Source organism: Paenibacillus sp. LBL (genome assembly GCF_029893715.1).
Lineage (GTDB): Bacteria > Bacillota > Bacilli > Paenibacillales > Paenibacillaceae > Paenibacillus_AQ > Paenibacillus_AQ glucanolyticus.
Genome location: NZ_JARXYU010000015.1, coordinates 26,092 through 45,093, shown reverse-complemented (window position 1 = coordinate 45,093; position 19,002 = coordinate 26,092). Strand labels below are relative to the sequence as shown.

Genomic DNA, 19,002 nt, shown 5'->3' with positions numbered 1-19,002 from the left:
TAAATGTCAAATACTTGGTTCATTTCGGATACACACTTTGGTCACAAGAATATTATCAATTATGAGAATAGACCATTCACTTCAACTTATGAAATGGATGAGGTGATGATCGAAAATTGGAACAAAGTTGTCAAGCCGAATGATGTTGTGTATCACCTAGGGGATGTGTTTATTGCCAACAAAGAAAGACAACAAGAAATTATGAAGCGATTAAATGGACACGTCATTCTACGCCTAGGAAACCACGACAAGGCAACAGTCACAAGTTACCTGAAGCTGGGTTTCTATGATGTGTACAAGCACAATATCTTTGTCAATATTGAATCCAATCTGTTAGCACTAAGTCATTATCCTATCAACGAAGATAATGTTGACCCTAGTGATAACGGATTAAACCTAATTCAAAAAGGGCTGGCAAAGAACCTTCACGGTCATGTTCACAGTCAAATCCAAGAGTTAGATCAGTCAATTTATAAATGTGTGAGTGTAGAATTAACCAACTACACGCCCATTCATGTTGATGAGATTGCGGTATGGCTCAAGAGTTAAGACTAAATGATTTCTTTTGTGGTTGTGGGGGCATAGGACTTGGATTCAAGAATGCCGGTTTTACTATCGCAAAAGCCTGGGATGTTGATCCGTATGCTGTTAAGTCATACATGGCTAACGTTGATTCTAACGTAGAACAGAGAGATATCAGCGAGATGACTTACAGGGATGTGCCATATGCAGATGTATGGTCTTTTGGATTTCCGTGTCAAGACTTGAGTTCAGCAGGCAGTTGCAAAGGTATATATGAAGGCAGCCGCAGTAGGCTCTTCTTTGAAATCATGCGTTTGCTGAACGAGTTAAGGCAAAATGATCCTACCAGACTGCCAAAGATGATAATTGCAGAGAACGTTAAGGGTGTAAAAAAGTATCTGTCTGTCATTGAAAACGAGTATCAAAAAAACGGATATTCAATGCAGTATCAACTTATAGATTCAGCACAGTGGGGAGTGCCACAAAAGAGAGAGCGATACTACATGGTCGGCCTTCTAGAAGGAGTAGTGTCAAAATTTGATTTCCCAATACCATCGCGTAAATTCTGCTCTATGAAAGCAGTTCTGCAATTTGATGTACCTGAAAAATACTACGTTCACTATGAGAAGTCAGTTCAGATTGTCGCATCTTATTTAGGTCCTGAAATTGAGTTTGAAGTCGCACAAAATCGTCCTTTAAGCACTGTGTCCGAGTATATTACTGGTTACTACAGCCAGAAGGATGGGTTTAAGCAAAGCGATATATCAAATACAATCGATGCTACCTATTCAAAGGGGCTAGGAAGCAACCAATATAGACCAGCGATAATTGAGAGATATGAGGTCGATGTTTTTAGAGTAAGAAAGCTAACCCCGAGTGAGTACGGTAGGTTGCAAGGTTTTCCTTGGGACTGGATTCAAGTAGTCAGTGATTCCCAAGCATACAAACAATTCGGGAATGCAGTAACAGTCAATGTGTCTAATGCAATATCTAATGCAATGAAAAATAGTATACGTAGGTGATTTGAAGTGGCGAAGTATTTAAAACTTGATATAAGCAGTATGTTCGATCCTAGTAACCAATATTACACCACTTATGATGTTGGATTCACGAACGGATCAATCACGATTCATTCAGATGATAAGGAAGCTTTCTTAAGAGAATTTGCGTTGATTTGGCGCGAAATGGCTGAAGATGGATTAGTAGAAATCGATGAGAACCGTGACCATTACGGTGACATCATCAAAGAAGATCGATTCGATGACTAGCAAATTCAAAGTAATTGACATGTTTTGCGGTTGCGGCGGGATGGGCTTAGGATTCAAAAGGGCGGGATTTGAAATCGTAAGCGCTTGGGATATAGATAAGTACGCTATCCAATCCTACAGGGCAAACGTAGACCAGAATGGAATCGAAGCAGATATAAGAGAGATGACGTTTAATGATCTTAATTTGTCAGATGTTTGGACGTTTGGTTTTCCCTGCCAAGACCTAAGTCTAGGTGGTAAACAGGCTGGCTTGAGTGGGGATAGAAGTGGTTTGTTTTTTGAAGTAATGCGATTGCTGAAAGAAGCAAGGATTCATTCTCCCGAAAACCTACCAAAAGTAATTGTTGCCGAAAATGTCAAAGGTTTAAGAAAGTATCTACCTTCATTAGAAGAAGAATACAAGCGTCATGGGTACCTAATGTACGTTGTTCTCTACAATTCTAAGTATTGGAACCTTCCCCAGAACAGGGAAAGATACTTTGTCGTTGGAGTAAGAGAAGATATTGCTTCAATACCACTTCGGTTTCCTTTAGAAGATAAAACGAATGTACCAAAACTAAACACCATCCTTGATAGCCAGGTCGATGATAAATACTTTATTGAACCAGAGAAATCAAACAGAATGGTCGATGTAGCAATAGCTCATTTGCTATTAAAAAAAGGAATCAAGGCGATATCTTTTGATGCCATACAACAGCTTTTTACTGATCGAGATGGCGCTGCTTATGTGTGCAATGCAAGATACTTCAAAGGTCCGAGTTACCAAGATATTATAAAATCTCGAAATACTCAAGTGCTGGTCGAATGCGATCTTGAACCTCATGGTGTCAGATTCCGTATGTTAACTCCTACAGAATACGGAAGATTGCAGGGTTTCCCGATGGACTCTTGGAAGCAAGTCGTAAGCAACATGCAAGCCTATAAGCAGTTTGGCAACGCTGTTTCAGTAAATGTGGCAGAAGTTATTGCTTCAACTGTACTGAGCTTTCTTGAAGCAGTTAGCGAGGTTGCTCAATGAAACTAACCGTCAATGACTTATTCTGTGGCTGTGGAGGTATGGGGTTAGGGTTCATCAAGAGCGGCTTTGAGATAGTGGGTGCGTGGGATTATGATAAATTCGCAGCTGAGAGTTATAAGGCTAATGTAGATAAGAGTGTCCAAGTCAAAAACATCATTGATATGACCTATAAAGATTTAAAAAAGGCTAACGTCTGGACCTTCGGGTTTCCTTGCCAAGATTTATCCGTTGCTGGCCTAAAGGCTGGTTTACTTGAAGGTAAGAGATCAGGACTGTTCTTTCAAGTTATGCGACTCCTCAGTGAAACAAAAGAACATGTATCAGAGAACCTTCCCGAAATCATCCTTGCCGAAAATGTTAAGGGCCTGAAGAAGTACATTCCTGTCCTTAAAGAACAATTCAAAAAGCACGGATACAAGGCTTATATTGCATTATTAAATAGTAAGGAATTTGGTTTAGCTCAAAACAGAGAGAGGTATTTCATTGTTGGAGTCAGAGAGGATATAGAGAAAGAATTTACATTCCCATTGGGATATCTAAGTGACATTCAACCAATGATTCTATCTTTAGAGGAGCATGTGGAAGAACGATTTTACATTGACGATGTAAGAGCTAGTAAAGCAATCCAACAGGCAGCCGTCAACGGACTTACATTTCCACGTCTAGGAGATATAAGGGTGATTGCAGATTTGCAACATTACGGAAATGACCAGATGAATCGAGTGCATGACCCATTCGGACTTTCGCCAACACTTTTGACCGTAAGTGGTGGTGGTAGACATGTGAAGATATACGAAAGACACACCAAGAGAGTTCGGTATTTGACCCCAAGAGAGTATGCAAGACTTCAAGGTTTCCCTGAATCTTTTGAATTTGTGGTTTCAAAAGCGCAACTGTATAAGCAGTTTGGGAATGCGGTTAGCGTTAATGTCTCTTACGAAATGGCACGTTCTATAAAGAAATTTTTAAATGCAATGTAAAGTGGTGAAATACAATTGATAATATACTACGCAGGTATTAGCGGAAACGTAATTGATTTGCATACCGCTGTCAATAATGGCGCTAAGCACGTACTACTCTCTTATCATTACCGAAGCCTGTACAACCAAAAGCAAATGCGGAGATTTAGAAATCTTGGCCTTCACCTATTCGTTGACTCAGGTGCATATAGTGCTTGGAAGGTTGGCATTGATATCGATATCGATGAATACATTGCCTACCTAAAAGAAAATTGCATCGGGAAATTCATAAATTTAGATGTTGTAGGCGATCCAGAAAAGACCTACTTCAACCAAAAATATATGGAAGATAAGGGACTTAACCCTGTGCCTGTGCATCACATGGGTAGCGATTTAACCTATTTGAGTCAATATGAAAAAGAAGGTTATCGCTATATATGCTTGGGTGGATCAGTAGGTGCCAGCAAGAAGTCAAGAGTTCAATACTTTGATCAATGTTTTGAGAATTTCCCAAACCTTCTATTTCATGGATTAGGAATGACGGATATCGAATTAATGACTAAGTACCCTTGGATGAGTGTTGATTCTACTACTTGGCTCGTTGGTAGAAAGTATTGCCAAGTGATTACCGAAGAAGGCCGAATATCCATTCCTAAAGATACCCCGATGAGCGAAAAGATAGGGAAAAACGTCAAATTTTTCAGGGAGCTTGAGCGAAAATCGATACTTTAAAGAGAGGAAAGAGAATATGAGAGTGTTGTTCTATATGTTGTCCATCATTGCGGCAAACATTATCACAGCAAAAATAGCGCCTTTGAATTTAGGTCTATTTATTGTACCGACAGGCACATTGCTTATAGGCCTAACATTTATACTGCGTGACTTGGTTCAAATGAGACATGGAAGAAAGCAAACTTACAAGATCATTTCATTTGCGTTAATAGCGTCTGCACTAACTTCTTATTTACTAGGAGATACACTATGGATTGTTTTCGCGTCAACAATCGCATTCATAGTTTCTGAAACCACAGACACTGAGATATTTACACGATTAAAAACATCGTTAACTAAGAGAGTTATGTGGAGTGGTGTTATTGGCGGTACCTTAGACAGTGCGATATTTGCCGTTATCGGCTTGTCACCTCTGGGCGCAAACTTCTTGACTTGGAGCGAGATATGGTTGGCGATTATAGGACAAGTCATCGTCAAAATTGTAATGCAAATGTTCGGTTCGACTATCCTCAAATATCTCAGTAAGGGGGGAGAGCACTGATAGGTTTGATAAGTTGTGCAAAAACAAAACAGTCGTCGCCATGTAAGGCAAAAGATTTATATATTAGCGATCTTTTCACGAAAGCAAAGAAATACGCTGAAAGTAATTATGATAGTTATTTTATTTTGAGTGCTAAACACGGACTTCTTGATCCAGAAGAAATAATTGAACCTTACGATCTCACATTGAACAACCAAAAGAAAGACTTTATCGAAGAGTGGTCTATCAATGTATCAAAACAGTTACAGGACACTTTGGAAGAAGGGGTCAGCCTATACTTCCATGCTGGGTTTAAGTACCGCCAGTTTTTAATCCCTCAATTAGAAAGTCATTTCAATTGCTTCACCCCATTGTTGGGCATGGGGATAGGTGAGCAGCTAGCTTGGTATAAGTTAAACACTAAATAAAAGAAGATTTTTATCAAAATTAGGAGTGAATATTTTGAAAGATAAACAAACCCATACAATTGTTGTCTCAAATACTCCACAAGAACAAGCAATAACCTTCAAAGAGCTTTATGAAGATATTTTGAATGAGATTAGCGCCTACAAAGAACTTGGTTGTTTGGACGAATTAATGAATCAAAAAGTCAGGCTTAGTCTGCTTGACGCTGAAGGGAAAGTAGTTGAGGGAGCTGCAACACTTGCAGTTGGATGGTTAGAGAACGGCGATGTTCTTATTACAGGAAGTATCGAGGGTGTGTTCGCATAGTGAGGACTTTAGTGATTAGCGATATCCACGGATGCCATGACGAATTTGAATTACTACTTCAAAAGGTGAAATATCAGCCAGGTCAAGATGAGTTGATACTTCTAGGTGATTATATTGATCGCGGACAAAAGAGCCGACAGGTTGTCGAACGAGTCAAGGAACTTCATGACAAATGGGGAGCTATTGTTCTCTTAGGCAATCATGATGACATGATGATTAAGGCCGTTACTGGCAACAACGAAGAAGATGACGCTATGTGGTTGAACAATGGGGGATTATCAACGATACAAAGTTATTGTGGGTTAGATTTCTTTGAAGAACATTTCGACTGGCACACCTATGAGGAAGCTAAGGAATACGTTCTGAAATACTACAAATCACATTTAGCTTTCTTAGCTTCACTGCCACTGTATTATGAGACAGACCATCATATATTTGTGCATGCTGGAATAAACCCATTCGCCACTGACTGGAAGAAGCAAGACGAGCAAGAGTTCATTTGGATCAGAAATCTATTTATAAAGAACAAAACCAATCTTGAAAAAACCGTGGTGTTTGGACATACACCGACAGCCAGCATACACGATTCCTCGGATATTTGGTTCAGTGATAACGGTGACAAAGTTGGAATCGATGGGGCTTGTGCATATGGCAGGCAGCTAAACTGTCTTGAAATACACGAAGACGGTTACGAAACATATTCTGTAAAACGTGGAGAGATCGGGGGAGAATAGCATGGTAAAAATGTATCTGTATCATTTCTCAGGAGGGAGTACCGAGTACTTTACTGAAAATAAAAAGTATATTGGAAGAACAACTAAGTCGGGAGATATTTCGGCTAGAGACAACAATGGGAATTGGACAATGATCTATAGAAATGTGCTAACGGTTAATCGATTTATAAACGAGTTCAAAGAAGTAAGCACATTCTACCTGCCAAATCATAAGGCGGCACTCTCTTTTGATATCAAAGATTATAGACCTGAAGAGTACTGTCAAAATTGTGGGACTGATCTTATTGGCCTTGAGATACCAGACAACCTCAAAGAACATTATTCACCGCCATATTATTGGAAGCGTAAGATTGGGATCTACGATGCTTTGCTAGATAGAACAACTCAATGGCAATGTCCTGACTGCAAATTCATCTGGGAAAGAGTTGGATATTCATTTTAAGGGAGGGAATGTAAATGGCTGAGTTTTTCCAATCCATCCATTGGGAAAGTTTTTGGATCGGTGTTGTTGTAACTGTTGTGTTTGGCAGTCTGGGGGCAATCCTATTCAACATTTTGGGCGAAGACTACTGAAAAAAATATGCAATTCTGAAGATTGGTGCAGGCTACTTCATTATAAAAAGCATTGGATTCGGCTGCCGAACGGCGAGTTGCTTTGTGTTAAATGCCTTAAGAGATACGTGATTGTATGCGTGAGAGATAGATTCTTTATTCAGAGACAAGAATAACGGGGGTTCCAATTTGAAATCAGTAATTAGTGCGATAGTATCCTTTTTCGAAGGTGTACGTAATATCTTCTACTGGATGCCGGTGGTCTACCGTGACAAGAACTTTGACGAACATTACTTTTATAAAATCATTCATCACAAGTTATCAGACATGGAAAGAACATTTATCAAGGATGATAGCTTTATCATCTCTGCAATGTCAATTCGTAAAGCTAAGGCAATTCTACAAAGATTGATAGACGACAACTACTATCATGAAAGAGTTAAAGGGATTGATACAAAGGCTTTCATTCAAATCAAAAAAGGCAAGTATACAGTTGACAGAGAACATCCCGATTTTGATAGGTGGTCGCAGGCAGGGGAAGAAGCTGAACGAGACCGCGACCATGATAAGGAAGAATTCTTTGATATCTTATCTACTGAAATTAATGGTTGGTGGTATTAATGGGATTGAATACTTATCGTTGGTATCGAAGAATGAAAGGTGGCTCATGGTTCCGAGTAACACATCATGCGCTACCTGGAATGAGTTTTTGGGTAAACGATCCTCTAAATTATGATGTCATAGATTTTGAGAGTTGGTATCAAGGAGTTAACTTTAGCTGTCTATTTGAAGGGAGAGAACATTTGTATGAGCGAAGTGATTACTACTAACCACGCTAAGCAACGGACAAAAGATCGTCTGGGTCTAAGCAAAAAACTGACTGATAAACTAGCACAGAAAGCGTTAGATTACGGTATTAAGCATTCAGATACCGCAGGCAGCTTAAGAAGATTTATGGATTCTCTTTATCTAAGCCAGCGTAATGCAAACAACATCAGGATCTATAATCGTAAAATCTACCTGTTTCACGACACGATCTTAGTGACAATCATTAACCTTCCAAATAAGTACAGCACATTAGCAGATAAGATTCAAAAAAGAAAGGTTGGATAGTTCATGCACTGGTTATGGACGCAATTTACTGAACTACCTTGGTGGGGTATGACGCTATGGGGTTTATATACTATTTACTTCATTCTTAGAGCTTGGTATGTATGGAGTGAAACATCAGAAAATGGACTTTTAAAAGGATACAAAATCGTATTTATAGGTGAATATGAGAAGACTCTTCGATTGTACCATTTGCTTCGAATGATCTTCGATATACCACCAGCGATTTTAGGGTTAGTTTTCCCTATTTGTCGAACAATTTTTACATTGAAAATCTATGAATTTAATAAAGAAGGTGAAAGCAAGGATGGTAAGAAAAGAAATGAAAGATGAAATTCTCAGTCATCTTCTGGCAGCTTCTGGACTCTGTGCTTTTTCAGCAAGAAATGTACACCACTCTGATTATGAGTTAGCAATCCAAAATATTGACAGTCTCAAACATCACCTTGAGGAAGCTAAGGTTGGTATTATGGTTCATCTTCGAGAATTGGGTGAAGGCAAATGAACCCATTCTTTGAGGTAATAGCAACTTTTGAGTGGGAAGAGCTAGATGGAAAAGTAGTTGAAATGAGACACATCGTTTTCGATGATGGTTGCACTTTGACCGCCGCATATGACATGAAGAATGAAAAGATTTATATTCTAGATCAGCAAATCCCCAAAGGGAAAATCTAGTTACCAGTAATAACCTAAAAGCTAATGAAAGGATAAATAGTATAATATGAATGTAGAAACCTGCCCAATTTGTGGCAATGAGATGACTGTCTCTCAGGACGTACACGAGCACGTTGTTCATGAGTATAGCGAGACGTGTAATGTATGCAGGCTATACGACTTTCAATATGCACATGGCAACGGGAAAGAGTGTGTCGGAAATATTGAAATACACGATCACCATGCAGATGACGAAAAGCAAAGGCTGTTCAATCAGATGGTTCGCAGTATGGCATTGTCTTACTTCAAAACGACTCAAGGCTTTAAATATCGGGGAGGTCGCTAAGATTGATCGAGGTACTTGATTATATAAGATGCGATGACGGTAACACATATCACATCACACACAACTGGAAAGACGATAACTATAAATTCATGCTGTGCTTAGGAAACAAGTCAGTGAATGAAGTGCATCCATGGTATCTAAATGATTGCTATGAATACGGTGAATCTATCTGTGTTGGAGAATCCGAAAACAGAGAACATCTGTACGCAAAAATAGTTTCCGTTTATGATGCACTCGGTCGTCTGAAGAGTACTAAATAGGAAGGAGTGGCTAAAGTGAAAAATTATAAAAAGGAAACAGTGACAGAAGAAAAGCTAATTCATGTTTCCACAACTTGCAATAAATGCGGTAAAACTGTTGAGCCAGAACAGGTTGATTTCTATGTCTGGGAAACTTTCGCCTATGATTTTTCGATTGCTTTTAAAGAAGGTAGCGAGTATGAAGGCCAAAGATGGCTATTCGATATTTGTGAGGAATGTGTGATTAATTTTGTGAGGACATTTAAAATTGTTCCGCAATATTTTGATGGAAGTGTATCCGAACAATCTCAAAAGGGATTTGATGAGTGGAAGAAAAACTGGTATGCAAACGCCAGCATATCGAAATTCAATTCTAATTAAAAGTGTAATTTTATTTCATTCTGAGAGGAGAGCGCAGTTGTGATTGGAACGTTTGAACTTTTAATTCATGCCCCGTATGGCAGAGGGGTGCCTGAAGAGATATCTGTAAAAACAAAAGGCGGTAAGGAATACATCTATACGGTTCATGGATGGCGAAGAGAGTCCAGTGACATGATGACTGTGTTTGTCCAAACTACGTGAATTAAGGAGATTAAGTATTGAGTAATATTAATGTGCCTATCAGACAGGCTGGAACCAGAACTTATATCCGTATGCCCAAGGATTGCTTGGAAGTACTTGATCTAAACTCCAATCGCCTATTGACTATCAAAACAAATGGCAAGGGCGACTTCCTTTTTGAAAAAAGCCAATCCAACATCGGCGCAAAGGTTCGTAAGAATAATGATTTTGTCTTCCCGAAAGCGTTCGAAGATAAATATCGACTAAACACCGACTTCGAAGTGAGATTCAGCATCAAAGAAGGGAAGGTAATGTTCAGACTAAGTAGATGGAAGGTAACCGTATGAACGAGTACAGAGAAGTAACAAAAGCAGAGTGGTATCACTTTGTCATCTGGTATGGCAAGTATATCGAAGATTATCAATGGATACCGATGACTATCTGTGACGCTATAATTGTGAAGGATGCCAAGGGCGAATCTATTGCTCAGCAGGATTTTGGATTCGATGGCAAACAAGAATATCATCATTACTACGTCCTTAAGAATTGGTTCGATACATGGGATCAAGCACCTAACAAATATAATGAGTGAAACTTTCTATGTCACTGGTGGGAAGGGGAACGCCAGGCTAATTAGTTGGAGCTACGAATATACAGAAGAATATAAGCGTCAACGTCTCGACAATTGGGCAAAGCAAAAGGCAAATAAACAAACTAACATAGAAGAGATACCATTGTATATTCGCCCAGAAATAAACACAGCGATACGTACAATACCTATAACTGTTAAACGTTTGGGTAGGGTCATAAGAAGAGAGGAAGAATCTTTGTTAGTTAAATGCAAGAAGGAAGTAGTGGGTAATCGTGGTGCGCTCATATTTGAGCTTGGCAAGGTTTATGAAGCAACTGAGATGAATGGCTGCTTGATAGTAAAAGATGAGTTGAAGTGCCTTAGAGAAGTCTCTAGGAGCAAAATGGGCAATTGGAATGATAGTAAAGTATTTAAAGAATATTTTGAGATATATGAGGTGTCATGATGCATTATACAATTCACAAATATGACTTGCCATTCGTTCGAAATACCATTGAATTTCCTATTGGTTCAAAAGTGATTTCGGTCAAGAATCAGCGAGAAAGAATTGTTGCTTATGTTATGGTCCCTGTTGACCAAACGTATAACGATTCGGTTGAGATTGAATTTTTGGTTGTAGGTACTGGATGGACAATCTCAAATGAAGACTATAGAAAGTACCATTTCATTGATACAGTAATGACCGACAATGATCAACTGGTATCGCATGTATTTGCAAAGACAGTATTTATTGAGAGGGCTTTGGGTTAATGACAGCACGAAATACTAAAATGAGAAGGAAGAATATATAATGAAAAAAGCAACTTGGATGTGGAACTTTACGGATATTTGCCAGAATTCCGACATGTATGTACGTTTTATGGCTGTTCAAGGCGTTACGGATATTTATCTCCAATTTACTATGTCTACTACATTTGACCGCTCTGCATATCGCTCATTAATTAAAAGCTTAACACGAAACGGTATAAGAGCGCATGCTACAAATGGAGCATCTAACTGGGTTAATAATCAACAGTATGCACTTCGTTTTCTTGATTTAGTGCATGAGTACAATCGGGCATGTGAAATAGATGAAATGTTCTGTGGCGTTCATCTAGATGTGGAGCCATACACTCTTCCTGAGTGGATAACAAATCAGGGAGAACTTGTTTCTCGTTGGACTAGCTTGATTAAAACTTACGCTTCTTATGCAGAAATTCCAGTATCCGCAGCAATGCCATTTTGGTTTCATAATCTTGGAGAAGAATTTCTGTTAACCGTAATGAATTCCCATGATCACGTTGCTCTTATGTCGTATCGGAATATAATAGAAGGGCCGAACAGCCTGACTACGATCATACAGCCGACATTGGATTTGATGGCCTTCTATAAACCATATGCTAATGTTGTCGTTGGAATGGAAACTATCCCTGTTAATGAAGGGCCTATGATAAGTTATTGTGATAAAAGCATTAAGGATTTAAATTTGGATATGCGTACAATAACTCGTAAGTATAACCAAGCTCCACATGTGGCAGGCATTGCGATTCATAGCCTTAATGGGTGGATGGCGCTTAATCAGATTAGTAAGACTAGCATCTAATGAAATGTAAAATAGGGATGGTTTAATGTATCTATATGCCTTAGATTTATCAATGAGTTGTTCAGGGGTTGTTGTGTTTGATCTCAACACCCTGGAACCGGCTCTTATTACTTCTATTCCAACTAATGATAAATATAGTCACGGCATTCGCCTGAGACACTTAGCACTGGAATTAGAAAAGATTATTCTTCAATACGAGCCAAGTGTAATTGTGATAGAAAGGACTTTCAATCGGTTCCCAACTGCAACAGCTGTCTTGTATAAGACACATGGCGTGGTTAACTATCTATTCCACAATTATGAACAGGTTTATTATTCTCCAAAAGAAATAAAAAAAGAGATAGCCAATGTCGGGAACGCCACTAAACAGAAGGTCCAAGCTGTAATCAAACGTAAGTATCCTGAAGTATCTTTTAATAATGAAGATGAATCGGATGCCTTTGCTATTGGTTTGACTTGGCTAATCAGAAATAAAAAGATAGTTTGGTAAATTACAATAGGGAGCTTATGGAATGGTAATTTTTTCATCTAGTAGATGCGGAAATTCCTTGTTTCATAAGCTTTTTATATGTTTATAAGGTTTAAAAGTGTATAATTCCAATTAGCTAAACATAATTAAAGGAGTAAAATAAAATAAAAAGGAGGGACATATTTTGTCGAATATGTTAATATAAAAATCGACTAAAGGCTATTTTATATTATATTAGCTATAAAGGTCCTATACCTACTAGGAGGAAATGCGAATGGAGACTCAACTAGACATACAGGCTTGGCAAAAGTATTATGACAACAAGTATGGAAGACCAAATGACGAGGGACAAGAAATTGACATACTAACAAAGGTATATAGAAGATTCTTTCCTAGAATGACGATTGCTGAAGGCGAGGGTATAGCTGAATATTACCGGTCATTAAAAGCAAAAGGTTTACCAGCATACTTATGGATGCAAGAAGCTATACACGTTTTATCAAAAAAACACAGAAATAAACAGTCCTTCAGGTATTTTGTAGGTATTTTAAGACATTGGACTCTTTATGGTTTTGGTCACATCCAAAGCGAAGAAGAGGATGACATAATTGAGTATTTTATGGAATGCAGTAAATTAAATTCCGAAGAAGTTTCTGCACATAGTAGATCAAGATTGAGAAATATACTGGGTAGTTATGGGGTTGTGACTCTTAGCAAGATACTTAATGAAGTTAGTAATATGGACAAATCAAGAATATTCGTTGATTTAATAGAAACAATAGCGAACACTGATTATGAAACATCATATCAAAAAAGACAAAATAAAATAAACAGCGGTCATGAAGTGATCGAAGAACCCAATGAGGATACTCAAATTAGCCGTGAATCAAAACTGATTACACAGCCAAGCTACACTTCAACTGCGCAAGTATCAACAACTAATAGTTATAATAGCTCAAGGTATGCAAATACTACAGTGTCGGTTTCGACTAAACCAGTAATAGTAGCTGAAGATAGTAGCATCAAAGATCAGAATGCTTCACCCATAACCGAAGAGAAGAAGCAGTTAGAAATAAATTTAGTTGAACCGGCAGCCAAACTTGCTGAAAAAGAAATAGCTACTAGTTTAGAAATAGCAGAAGAATCTAATATTTCACCATTAGTTCAGAATGATGATGTTCATGAGAAGAAAGAAAATCCACCTTTTACAATTGGAGAAGTAATTAAATTAAAGCTTGCAGAGAAATCAAGTAATAAACCTGTTAATGAGGAAAGAAGTATTGCAATTAGTAATAAACCTGTGTCTGAAAAGGAAGACAAATCGACAGGCTTGCCTGCAAAAAAAGGCGGTTTGACTAAAGCTGAGAGAGAAGAAGTAGCAGAGAAATTATTAAAAGAATCAATTATCATCGAGGACACTATACGCGCTCACGGACAAAAGCTAAAAGTAACTATGTTGAGAGATTTAACAAAGGATAAAGTTGATTGGGGTACAAATGCCCACAATAAAATCAATACATTCATTAAACAAAATCCAAACATCGTTAAACGAGATGGATTTATTACAGTTCATTAGATAATGGAGGACCGCTTATTAGGCGGTTCTTCTCTTTTATACATAAAATTAGATAAAGAGAATTTTAAAAACTGGAGAAATATGATAGAATTAACTTGAACAAGTGCATAGTGCGGTTGGGACTCAACATCTCATAGGTAAGGGGGTGTTGAGTATGGAGCAAGTAATCTACTATATTGTCAGTATTATTCTTCAACTGGTCAATCTGATGATTACCTTAGTCGATAAAATGACAAAAAAGTAGCCCACCCAACCGCCCTGAGAAGTTGTTAGGTGAGCCACTTTTTGACAACATACTTAGCATGACCGTCCCAACGGTCTATGCACTTGTTCCTTACCTATCTGTATTATACCCCAAAACAAACAAAATTATCAAGAAGAGGATACAACAATGAGCGACTTACAATTGGAGAACTTCGAAAACCTAGATGTTTCTGATCTGAAGATGCCGATGATAGTGATTTACAACAACGATACGAAGGATTACCCAGGAATGTTCGTGGCTAGGTTATTCGATCTCAATTCACCGACCAACTGTGTGGTTATTAAATCAACATACGAAGAGATATATGATGTGATTCCTCAACATATGGTCAAAATGGACAGAAGTCAAATTGACGACCCTGTAATCAAAGAGGTCTGGGTTTAAACGTTTGTTTGAATGAATTGTAAAATGGAGGAAGCTTTTGATGCTACCAATACCTTATGTAACATCACTTGAAAATATGATTGAAAAGATCAATGATCATTTGTGCTATTTCGTTACCTTCAGAGTGCAAACAGAGGGTGGCATAATATCTAATGCCACAATACCTTTCTGCCGATTTAGGCCAGTGGAGGGAAGCGAAGATTCAATGATCGAAGCAAGGAGTTGTGATTGTAATGGTGAAATATGCAATCATCCTACACAGAGATTGTACATTTCTAAGAATCAATTAGTGAATTATGTTTTCTTTGACCGTTTACAGGATGTTAATTTGATATTTGTTTATAATGTGTAGGGCAAACGAAAAGGCGATACCACACGGTAACGCCTTAAATTCAACTAAAGTTTCCCTATAACCTGAAATATATCAAACATGCTATAATCGTTTTCTTCATACTCAACTTCATTAAAGTTCTTGTCAGAAATTATTTGTGTAGCAAGTCGTCTGACTTGACGCTCTACATAATCAATATCTTTATAGGTACCCATGAAGCTTGGATCTCTCCCCATTTCCTTAAGATCTTGATATACACGAGGAGTTAAATCATTTGCATGCGCTGTGTCAAATCCGATATACCATAGATCAGGCTTCATAAGCTTGAAGTGGTTTAGCTGTCGATGTTCTCCTCCACTTCCTGAGAAGGTGACACCGCCATGTACGTTCAGAAAGTATAAACTTTGACTGCCTGTTAATAAGTATGGTATCTCCTTGCCATGGAATACATTACCCCTAGGGACTCCCACATACCCGTTCAGATTCCCGAAGTCTGGACTCCGAACAATTAGTCCGTGCAATGAAACTTCTTGTCTTTCATAACCATATCTTTTGCGCCACTTGTTATCGATACGAGTCTTATTATGCTTCATTGTACGCATTAAGCTGGTGCCAGTGATCTCAAATTCTTTCTCGTCTGGTTCGTCAGGGAATGGTTTATATCCAGTGTATTTTTCTGGTATGTTGTACTTCATCGATACATCACCGCCTTGCTACTATTTTACATTATATTCGGAGAAATGTCGATAATCTCTGCTTGGTAAATTGCCATATAATGTATAGGCGTGGTATAATTATTGTATCCGTCAAAGGATAGGTGTATGCAAACTGCTGAGTACTTTATAGCCACTAACGATGTTAGTGGCTATACTTTTTTATTGGTAAGCTGCCGAAACGATTTCTGAGAACTTAATTCTTTCATATCTGTCATCACCTACACATAGTTTAACTTCCTTCAGATAGTTGTTGATGGTTGTAACAAATCCAATCAACTCTCTGTCTTCGTATGGATCAAACACATTGATACGTACTCTTTCATGTGCATGCAATGAATAAAGCAGTACCAAATTGATTAGTTCTTTTTCCTGCCAGTCTAGAACAGGCATACTGCGCTTATTACTCTCTTTTTCATGAGCAATTAATGCTTCACGATGTTCTGGCATGATAAACCTTGAACTTTCATATAAACCATTTCCATTCAATTTCTTAGACATGATGAAGGCCCTCCAATAAGAACGTTTGTTCTTATTATAATGAAGTGTATTATAAAAATCAATTACAAGGGTGAGTGTTAATGTTAACTCCTGAAAAACATCTGCACGAAAAAATAGTCAAGGCTAGAAGGGCTAAGGGGTATACACAAAAAGAAGTGGCCTATAAAATGAATATGACTTTGAATGAAGTCAGGCAATTTGAAAAAATCGAAAAAGATATGAGCGATGTTGGCCTTGAATCCATAGCAGAGATTATTGGATTATCTCCTGAAGGGTTAAAAAAAGAATGGCGTAGAGTATATAAAAAACAAAACTGATTAGAGATACGAAAGGGTTGACTACTTATGAACAAGAATGTTCTAACACCGATATTATTCGCGCTGTGTTCTGTCTGTTTGGCGTTGTTTGTGTTAGGCCTGATATTTGGCGAAAACAGTGCCTTGGCCTTAACAGGGTTTTGTGTTGGAGTGCTTGCTTTGTTTAATCCATACAGCATAAAAGAAACGAAAAGATTCATGCGAGAGTTTGCTGATTGGATTAAGTAAAGTAGCAAGGAACATGAAAAAATAGAAAAAGGTGAGTGTTAAATATGGATAATACCTCGTACATTGAATGTGAAGAATGCTTCTCAATGGTACCTCTCGAAGAATACGAAGAAAATGGATGTCCAAATTGCGATTAATAAGCGATAACTAAAAGACCGCTAACGAGAATATCAGCGGTCTTTTTTCTGTTACTTGATTAAAATGTTTAGAATATCCTCAAAATTATCGTAGGCATTTCGGTCATTTTTAGCGAAGTAAAAGCGAACCTTTGCTTCCTCAATGTTGGCAAGATACTCCTTAAGTTCTTCGAGGTCTTTTTTAGCGTAAGATATTTCCTGCTTTAGTTTTTCACCCTCATCTGCCGGTACAGTGTAGCTTCGGGAAAAATTCGGGCCATCTGCTTTACGAAGCCATATCCCAACTTCGGTTTTGTTTGACTTATCCCTGAATGTAATAGGGTTTAAAATTCCCATGTATGGAGCAGATACCTCAGGTGCTTCTAGTTCAAATGAAAGCCCTCCATATGTTGCTGTCAACTTCTTCACAGTGTACGATTTGGAATCTATCTGCGTTTGAGACTGACTCTCTTTTATCTCAAAACCAAGAGGAGAGAGTTTATCGCTAAATGCTTTAAAAGCACTAGCTTGAAGGGTTTCGGCTTTCTTTAAGAGATGTGCAGAAACTCCACCTTGTACTTCTCCCAACTCTTTACGTAAATCTTGCAATTCAATTTTTAACTGCAACAATGACATTGGACATGACCGCCTTCTCAATATATTGTGAGTCATCGGGCGTATTCTTTGTTGTACTTACAACATATAGTTTACTTTCATATTAATTAAAATGCAATAAATAGAATGGATTATTTATTTGATTAAAACTGAGAAGCGTTAACGCATTAATGTTTAATTCTCTTAGATGGAAACAATGAACAACCTGGGGCTACATCTTTAATGCGTCTCTTAGGCCTTGCTGCAATACAAGGGAAAAGTTTATTCCTAGTTCTTTTCCTGCATCCCTCATCCACATTGGAACGGTACAATTGACTGTTACGGATTTGTTTTTATAACCCTCAAGATAAGGTAAGATGTTGCACTCAATATAAACAATGCGATCCGTTGAGTTGTACAGTTCAATGTCTTTAGCAGGGGTAGGGGAGGGAAGTTGTTCATTTTTGTAAGCGAGTTCGACCAACCTTGAGATCAATAAGCTTTTGGCGTTCAGAATTGCATGGCTTTCTGAAGAATGTAACACAGCTGTTCCTGGAAGGTCTGGGAAGTAAATGCTAAATCCATCTGTTGTATGTTCAATCACGGCAGGATATAAAAAGGCACCGTCAGACATTTTATCACCCTTTAAATGTTTTAATTCAATAATAACACGCATCATTACGCATGTAAATAACACGCATAACGATGCGTGTTAAATAGCATAATGGATTTATGTGGAATTACTTGACATGATATAAGAGGATGGCATATGATTAAAACACCACTGAGCCGCTTACCAAGCGGTAAAGAGTAGCCCACACAAAAATTCTCCGCCAAGAGATGGGCTACTCTTTATTTTTGTCTCATATTTGGTCAACTTGAAGGGTAGAGATAATATGGAACACATTAAAAAGCAAATAATAGATGGTATCCAGAAATTCAATAAGGACTTTAATAGCCTGTCTAGTTGGGAATACAATGCTAAGAAGTATGGTCCACCTCTAACAGCTGTTGAGGAAGTTTTCGGCTCATGGAACGATGCAATATCAGCCGCAGGGTTCACTCCCAACAGGCCAGCGATGCTTACTAAGGAAGAAGCAACGAATACTTTCTTAACACACTTACGTAGCCACCCAGAGATCGTTAGCAGAAAAAATTATATTGAATTAAGTTTAGAACCTTCACCGTCTAGGTTAACCAAACCATTTAACGGAAGTTGGAGAAACTTGCTTTTACATATAGGAATGGACGTTAATACTAAAAACACAAAGAAATCAGCCACATGACGGGAACATGCGTTCCTATTTTAAAACTGATATATGAACAAAAGTCGTATTTTGGACATATGTCTAACTCTCTCCAACAAAATAAAAAGACCACCATATGG

32 protein-coding genes are annotated in these 19,002 nt (G+C 38.1%); 28 read left to right on the top strand and 4 right to left on the bottom strand.

Annotated elements, in window-relative coordinates:
- Nucleotides 1–3: 3 nt before the first annotated feature.
- The 26 genes from M2277_RS24205 (at nt 4) to M2277_RS24080 (ending at nt 14,815) form a co-directional block, all read left to right on the top strand.
- Entirely contained in the window at nt 4–549 is a 546-nt protein-coding gene (locus tag M2277_RS24205; protein ID WP_280755714.1) for a metallophosphoesterase, read from the top strand.
- Nucleotides 534–1,544, top strand: coding sequence for a DNA cytosine methyltransferase (locus tag M2277_RS24200; RefSeq protein WP_280755713.1), 1,011 nt, complete (start codon nt 534–536; stop codon nt 1,542–1,544). The genes M2277_RS24205 and M2277_RS24200 overlap by 16 nt, the downstream gene beginning before the upstream one ends.
- Nucleotides 1,545–1,550: 6 nt before the next feature.
- Nucleotides 1,551–1,790, top strand: a complete 240-nt coding sequence (locus M2277_RS24195; RefSeq protein ID WP_280755712.1) for a hypothetical protein — start codon at nt 1,551–1,553, stop codon at nt 1,788–1,790.
- A complete protein-coding gene (locus M2277_RS24190; RefSeq protein WP_280755711.1) occupies nt 1,783–2,808 on the top strand; it encodes a DNA cytosine methyltransferase in 1,026 nt (341 codons plus the stop codon). Before M2277_RS24195 ends, M2277_RS24190 begins: the two co-directional genes overlap by 8 nt.
- Nucleotides 2,805–3,788 carry a DNA cytosine methyltransferase gene (locus M2277_RS24185; protein ID WP_280755710.1) on the top strand — a complete coding sequence of 328 codons (984 nt, stop codon included), beginning with the start codon at nt 2,805–2,807 and terminating at the stop codon, nt 3,786–3,788. Before M2277_RS24190 ends, M2277_RS24185 begins: the two co-directional genes overlap by 4 nt.
- 15 nt (nt 3,789–3,803) lie before the next feature.
- Nucleotides 3,804–4,499, top strand: coding sequence for a hypothetical protein (locus M2277_RS24180; RefSeq protein ID WP_280755709.1), 696 nt, complete (start codon nt 3,804–3,806; stop codon nt 4,497–4,499).
- 16 nt (nt 4,500–4,515) lie between these two features.
- Entirely contained in the window at nt 4,516–5,040 is a 525-nt protein-coding gene (locus M2277_RS24175) for a VUT family protein (RefSeq protein ID WP_280755708.1), read from the top strand.
- A 5-nt stretch (nt 5,041–5,045) separates the two neighbouring features.
- On the top strand, nt 5,046–5,447 hold the full coding sequence (locus M2277_RS24170; protein WP_280755707.1) for a DUF6884 domain-containing protein: 402 nt from the start codon (nt 5,046–5,048) through the stop codon (nt 5,445–5,447).
- Nucleotides 5,448–5,481: 34 nt separating this feature from the next.
- Complete coding sequence (locus M2277_RS24165) at nt 5,482–5,751, top strand: hypothetical protein (RefSeq protein ID WP_280755706.1); 270 nt, start codon at nt 5,482–5,484, stop codon at nt 5,749–5,751.
- Between the two features lie 11 nt (nt 5,752–5,762).
- Complete coding sequence (locus M2277_RS24160) at nt 5,763–6,485, top strand: metallophosphoesterase family protein (protein WP_280755705.1); 723 nt, start codon at nt 5,763–5,765, stop codon at nt 6,483–6,485.
- 1 nt (nt 6,486) lies between these two features.
- Nucleotides 6,487–6,927: a hypothetical protein gene (locus M2277_RS24155; protein WP_280755704.1), complete on the top strand. Its 441-nt coding sequence runs from the start codon at nt 6,487–6,489 to the stop codon at nt 6,925–6,927.
- A gap of 299 nt (nt 6,928–7,226) precedes the next feature.
- Nucleotides 7,227–7,658: a hypothetical protein gene (locus M2277_RS24150; protein WP_280755703.1), complete on the top strand. Its 432-nt coding sequence runs from the start codon at nt 7,227–7,229 to the stop codon at nt 7,656–7,658.
- 186 nt (nt 7,659–7,844) lie between these two features.
- Nucleotides 7,845–8,150, top strand: a complete 306-nt coding sequence (locus tag M2277_RS24145) for a hypothetical protein (protein WP_280755702.1) — start codon at nt 7,845–7,847, stop codon at nt 8,148–8,150.
- 3 nt (nt 8,151–8,153) lie between these two features.
- Nucleotides 8,154–8,480 (top strand): hypothetical protein, encoded by a 327-nt coding sequence (locus M2277_RS24140; protein ID WP_280755701.1) that lies wholly within the window; start codon nt 8,154–8,156, stop codon nt 8,478–8,480.
- On the top strand, nt 8,455–8,652 hold the full coding sequence (locus M2277_RS24135) for a hypothetical protein (RefSeq protein ID WP_280755700.1): 198 nt from the start codon (nt 8,455–8,457) through the stop codon (nt 8,650–8,652). Before M2277_RS24140 ends, M2277_RS24135 begins: the two co-directional genes overlap by 26 nt.
- The gene (locus M2277_RS24130; RefSeq protein ID WP_280755699.1) at nt 8,649–8,822 is read left to right on the top strand and encodes a hypothetical protein; all 174 of its coding nucleotides are present in this window, start codon (nt 8,649–8,651) and stop codon (nt 8,820–8,822) included. The genes M2277_RS24135 and M2277_RS24130 overlap by 4 nt, the downstream gene beginning before the upstream one ends.
- Nucleotides 8,823–9,422: 600 nt before the next feature.
- Nucleotides 9,423–9,767 carry a hypothetical protein gene (locus M2277_RS24125; RefSeq protein WP_280755698.1) on the top strand — a complete coding sequence of 115 codons (345 nt, stop codon included), beginning with the start codon at nt 9,423–9,425 and terminating at the stop codon, nt 9,765–9,767.
- 39 nt (nt 9,768–9,806) lie between these two features.
- On the top strand, nt 9,807–9,968 hold the full coding sequence (locus M2277_RS24120; protein WP_280755697.1) for a hypothetical protein: 162 nt from the start codon (nt 9,807–9,809) through the stop codon (nt 9,966–9,968).
- Nucleotides 9,969–9,985: 17 nt separating this feature from the next.
- Entirely contained in the window at nt 9,986–10,294 is a 309-nt protein-coding gene (locus M2277_RS24115) for a hypothetical protein (RefSeq protein ID WP_280755696.1), read from the top strand.
- On the top strand, nt 10,291–10,539 hold the full coding sequence (locus M2277_RS24110; protein WP_280755695.1) for a hypothetical protein: 249 nt from the start codon (nt 10,291–10,293) through the stop codon (nt 10,537–10,539). Before M2277_RS24115 ends, M2277_RS24110 begins: the two co-directional genes overlap by 4 nt.
- Nucleotides 10,454–10,984, top strand: a complete 531-nt coding sequence (locus tag M2277_RS24105) for a hypothetical protein (RefSeq protein WP_280755694.1) — start codon at nt 10,454–10,456, stop codon at nt 10,982–10,984. Before M2277_RS24110 ends, M2277_RS24105 begins: the two co-directional genes overlap by 86 nt.
- Nucleotides 10,981–11,289, top strand: a complete 309-nt coding sequence (locus M2277_RS24100; RefSeq protein WP_280755693.1) for a DUF7352 domain-containing protein — start codon at nt 10,981–10,983, stop codon at nt 11,287–11,289. Before M2277_RS24105 ends, M2277_RS24100 begins: the two co-directional genes overlap by 4 nt.
- Before the next feature lie 40 nt (nt 11,290–11,329).
- Nucleotides 11,330–12,121: a hypothetical protein gene (locus M2277_RS24095; RefSeq protein WP_280755692.1), complete on the top strand. Its 792-nt coding sequence runs from the start codon at nt 11,330–11,332 to the stop codon at nt 12,119–12,121.
- Nucleotides 12,122–12,146: 25 nt separating this feature from the next.
- On the top strand, nt 12,147–12,611 hold the full coding sequence (locus tag M2277_RS24090) for a crossover junction endodeoxyribonuclease RuvC (protein WP_280755691.1): 465 nt from the start codon (nt 12,147–12,149) through the stop codon (nt 12,609–12,611).
- A 253-nt stretch (nt 12,612–12,864) separates the two neighbouring features.
- Nucleotides 12,865–14,166, top strand: coding sequence for a hypothetical protein (locus M2277_RS24085; protein ID WP_280755690.1), 1,302 nt, complete (start codon nt 12,865–12,867; stop codon nt 14,164–14,166).
- 391 nt (nt 14,167–14,557) lie between these two features.
- Complete coding sequence (locus M2277_RS24080) at nt 14,558–14,815, top strand: hypothetical protein (protein ID WP_280755689.1); 258 nt, start codon at nt 14,558–14,560, stop codon at nt 14,813–14,815.
- A gap of 396 nt (nt 14,816–15,211) precedes the next feature.
- Here M2277_RS24080 and M2277_RS24075 read toward each other — a convergent pair whose 3' ends face one another.
- On the bottom strand, nt 15,212–15,841 hold the full coding sequence (locus tag M2277_RS24075) for a hypothetical protein (RefSeq protein ID WP_280755688.1): 630 nt from the start codon (nt 15,839–15,841) through the stop codon (nt 15,212–15,214).
- A gap of 180 nt (nt 15,842–16,021) precedes the next feature.
- On the bottom strand, nt 16,022–16,360 hold the full coding sequence (locus tag M2277_RS24070) for a YolD-like family protein (RefSeq protein ID WP_280755687.1): 339 nt from the start codon (nt 16,358–16,360) through the stop codon (nt 16,022–16,024).
- 80 nt (nt 16,361–16,440) lie between these two features.
- Between M2277_RS24070 and M2277_RS24065 the strand changes: the two genes are divergently transcribed.
- Nucleotides 16,441–16,677, top strand: coding sequence for a helix-turn-helix domain-containing protein (locus tag M2277_RS24065; RefSeq protein WP_280755686.1), 237 nt, complete (start codon nt 16,441–16,443; stop codon nt 16,675–16,677).
- Between the two features lie 416 nt (nt 16,678–17,093).
- Here M2277_RS24065 and M2277_RS24060 read toward each other — a convergent pair whose 3' ends face one another.
- Together M2277_RS24060 and M2277_RS24055 are read right to left on the bottom strand one after the other, a co-directional pair.
- Nucleotides 17,094–17,657 (bottom strand): hypothetical protein, encoded by a 564-nt coding sequence (locus M2277_RS24060; protein WP_280755685.1) that lies wholly within the window; start codon nt 17,655–17,657, stop codon nt 17,094–17,096.
- Between the two features lie 190 nt (nt 17,658–17,847).
- Nucleotides 17,848–18,249 carry a type II toxin-antitoxin system HicB family antitoxin gene (locus M2277_RS24055; RefSeq protein WP_280755684.1) on the bottom strand — a complete coding sequence of 134 codons (402 nt, stop codon included), beginning with the start codon at nt 18,247–18,249 and terminating at the stop codon, nt 17,848–17,850.
- A 262-nt stretch (nt 18,250–18,511) separates the two neighbouring features.
- On the opposite strand from M2277_RS24055, the gene M2277_RS24050 reads away from it, so the two are divergent.
- Nucleotides 18,512–18,901, top strand: a complete 390-nt coding sequence (locus M2277_RS24050; protein WP_280755683.1) for a hypothetical protein — start codon at nt 18,512–18,514, stop codon at nt 18,899–18,901.
- The last annotated feature ends 101 nt before the right edge of the window (nt 18,902–19,002 follow it).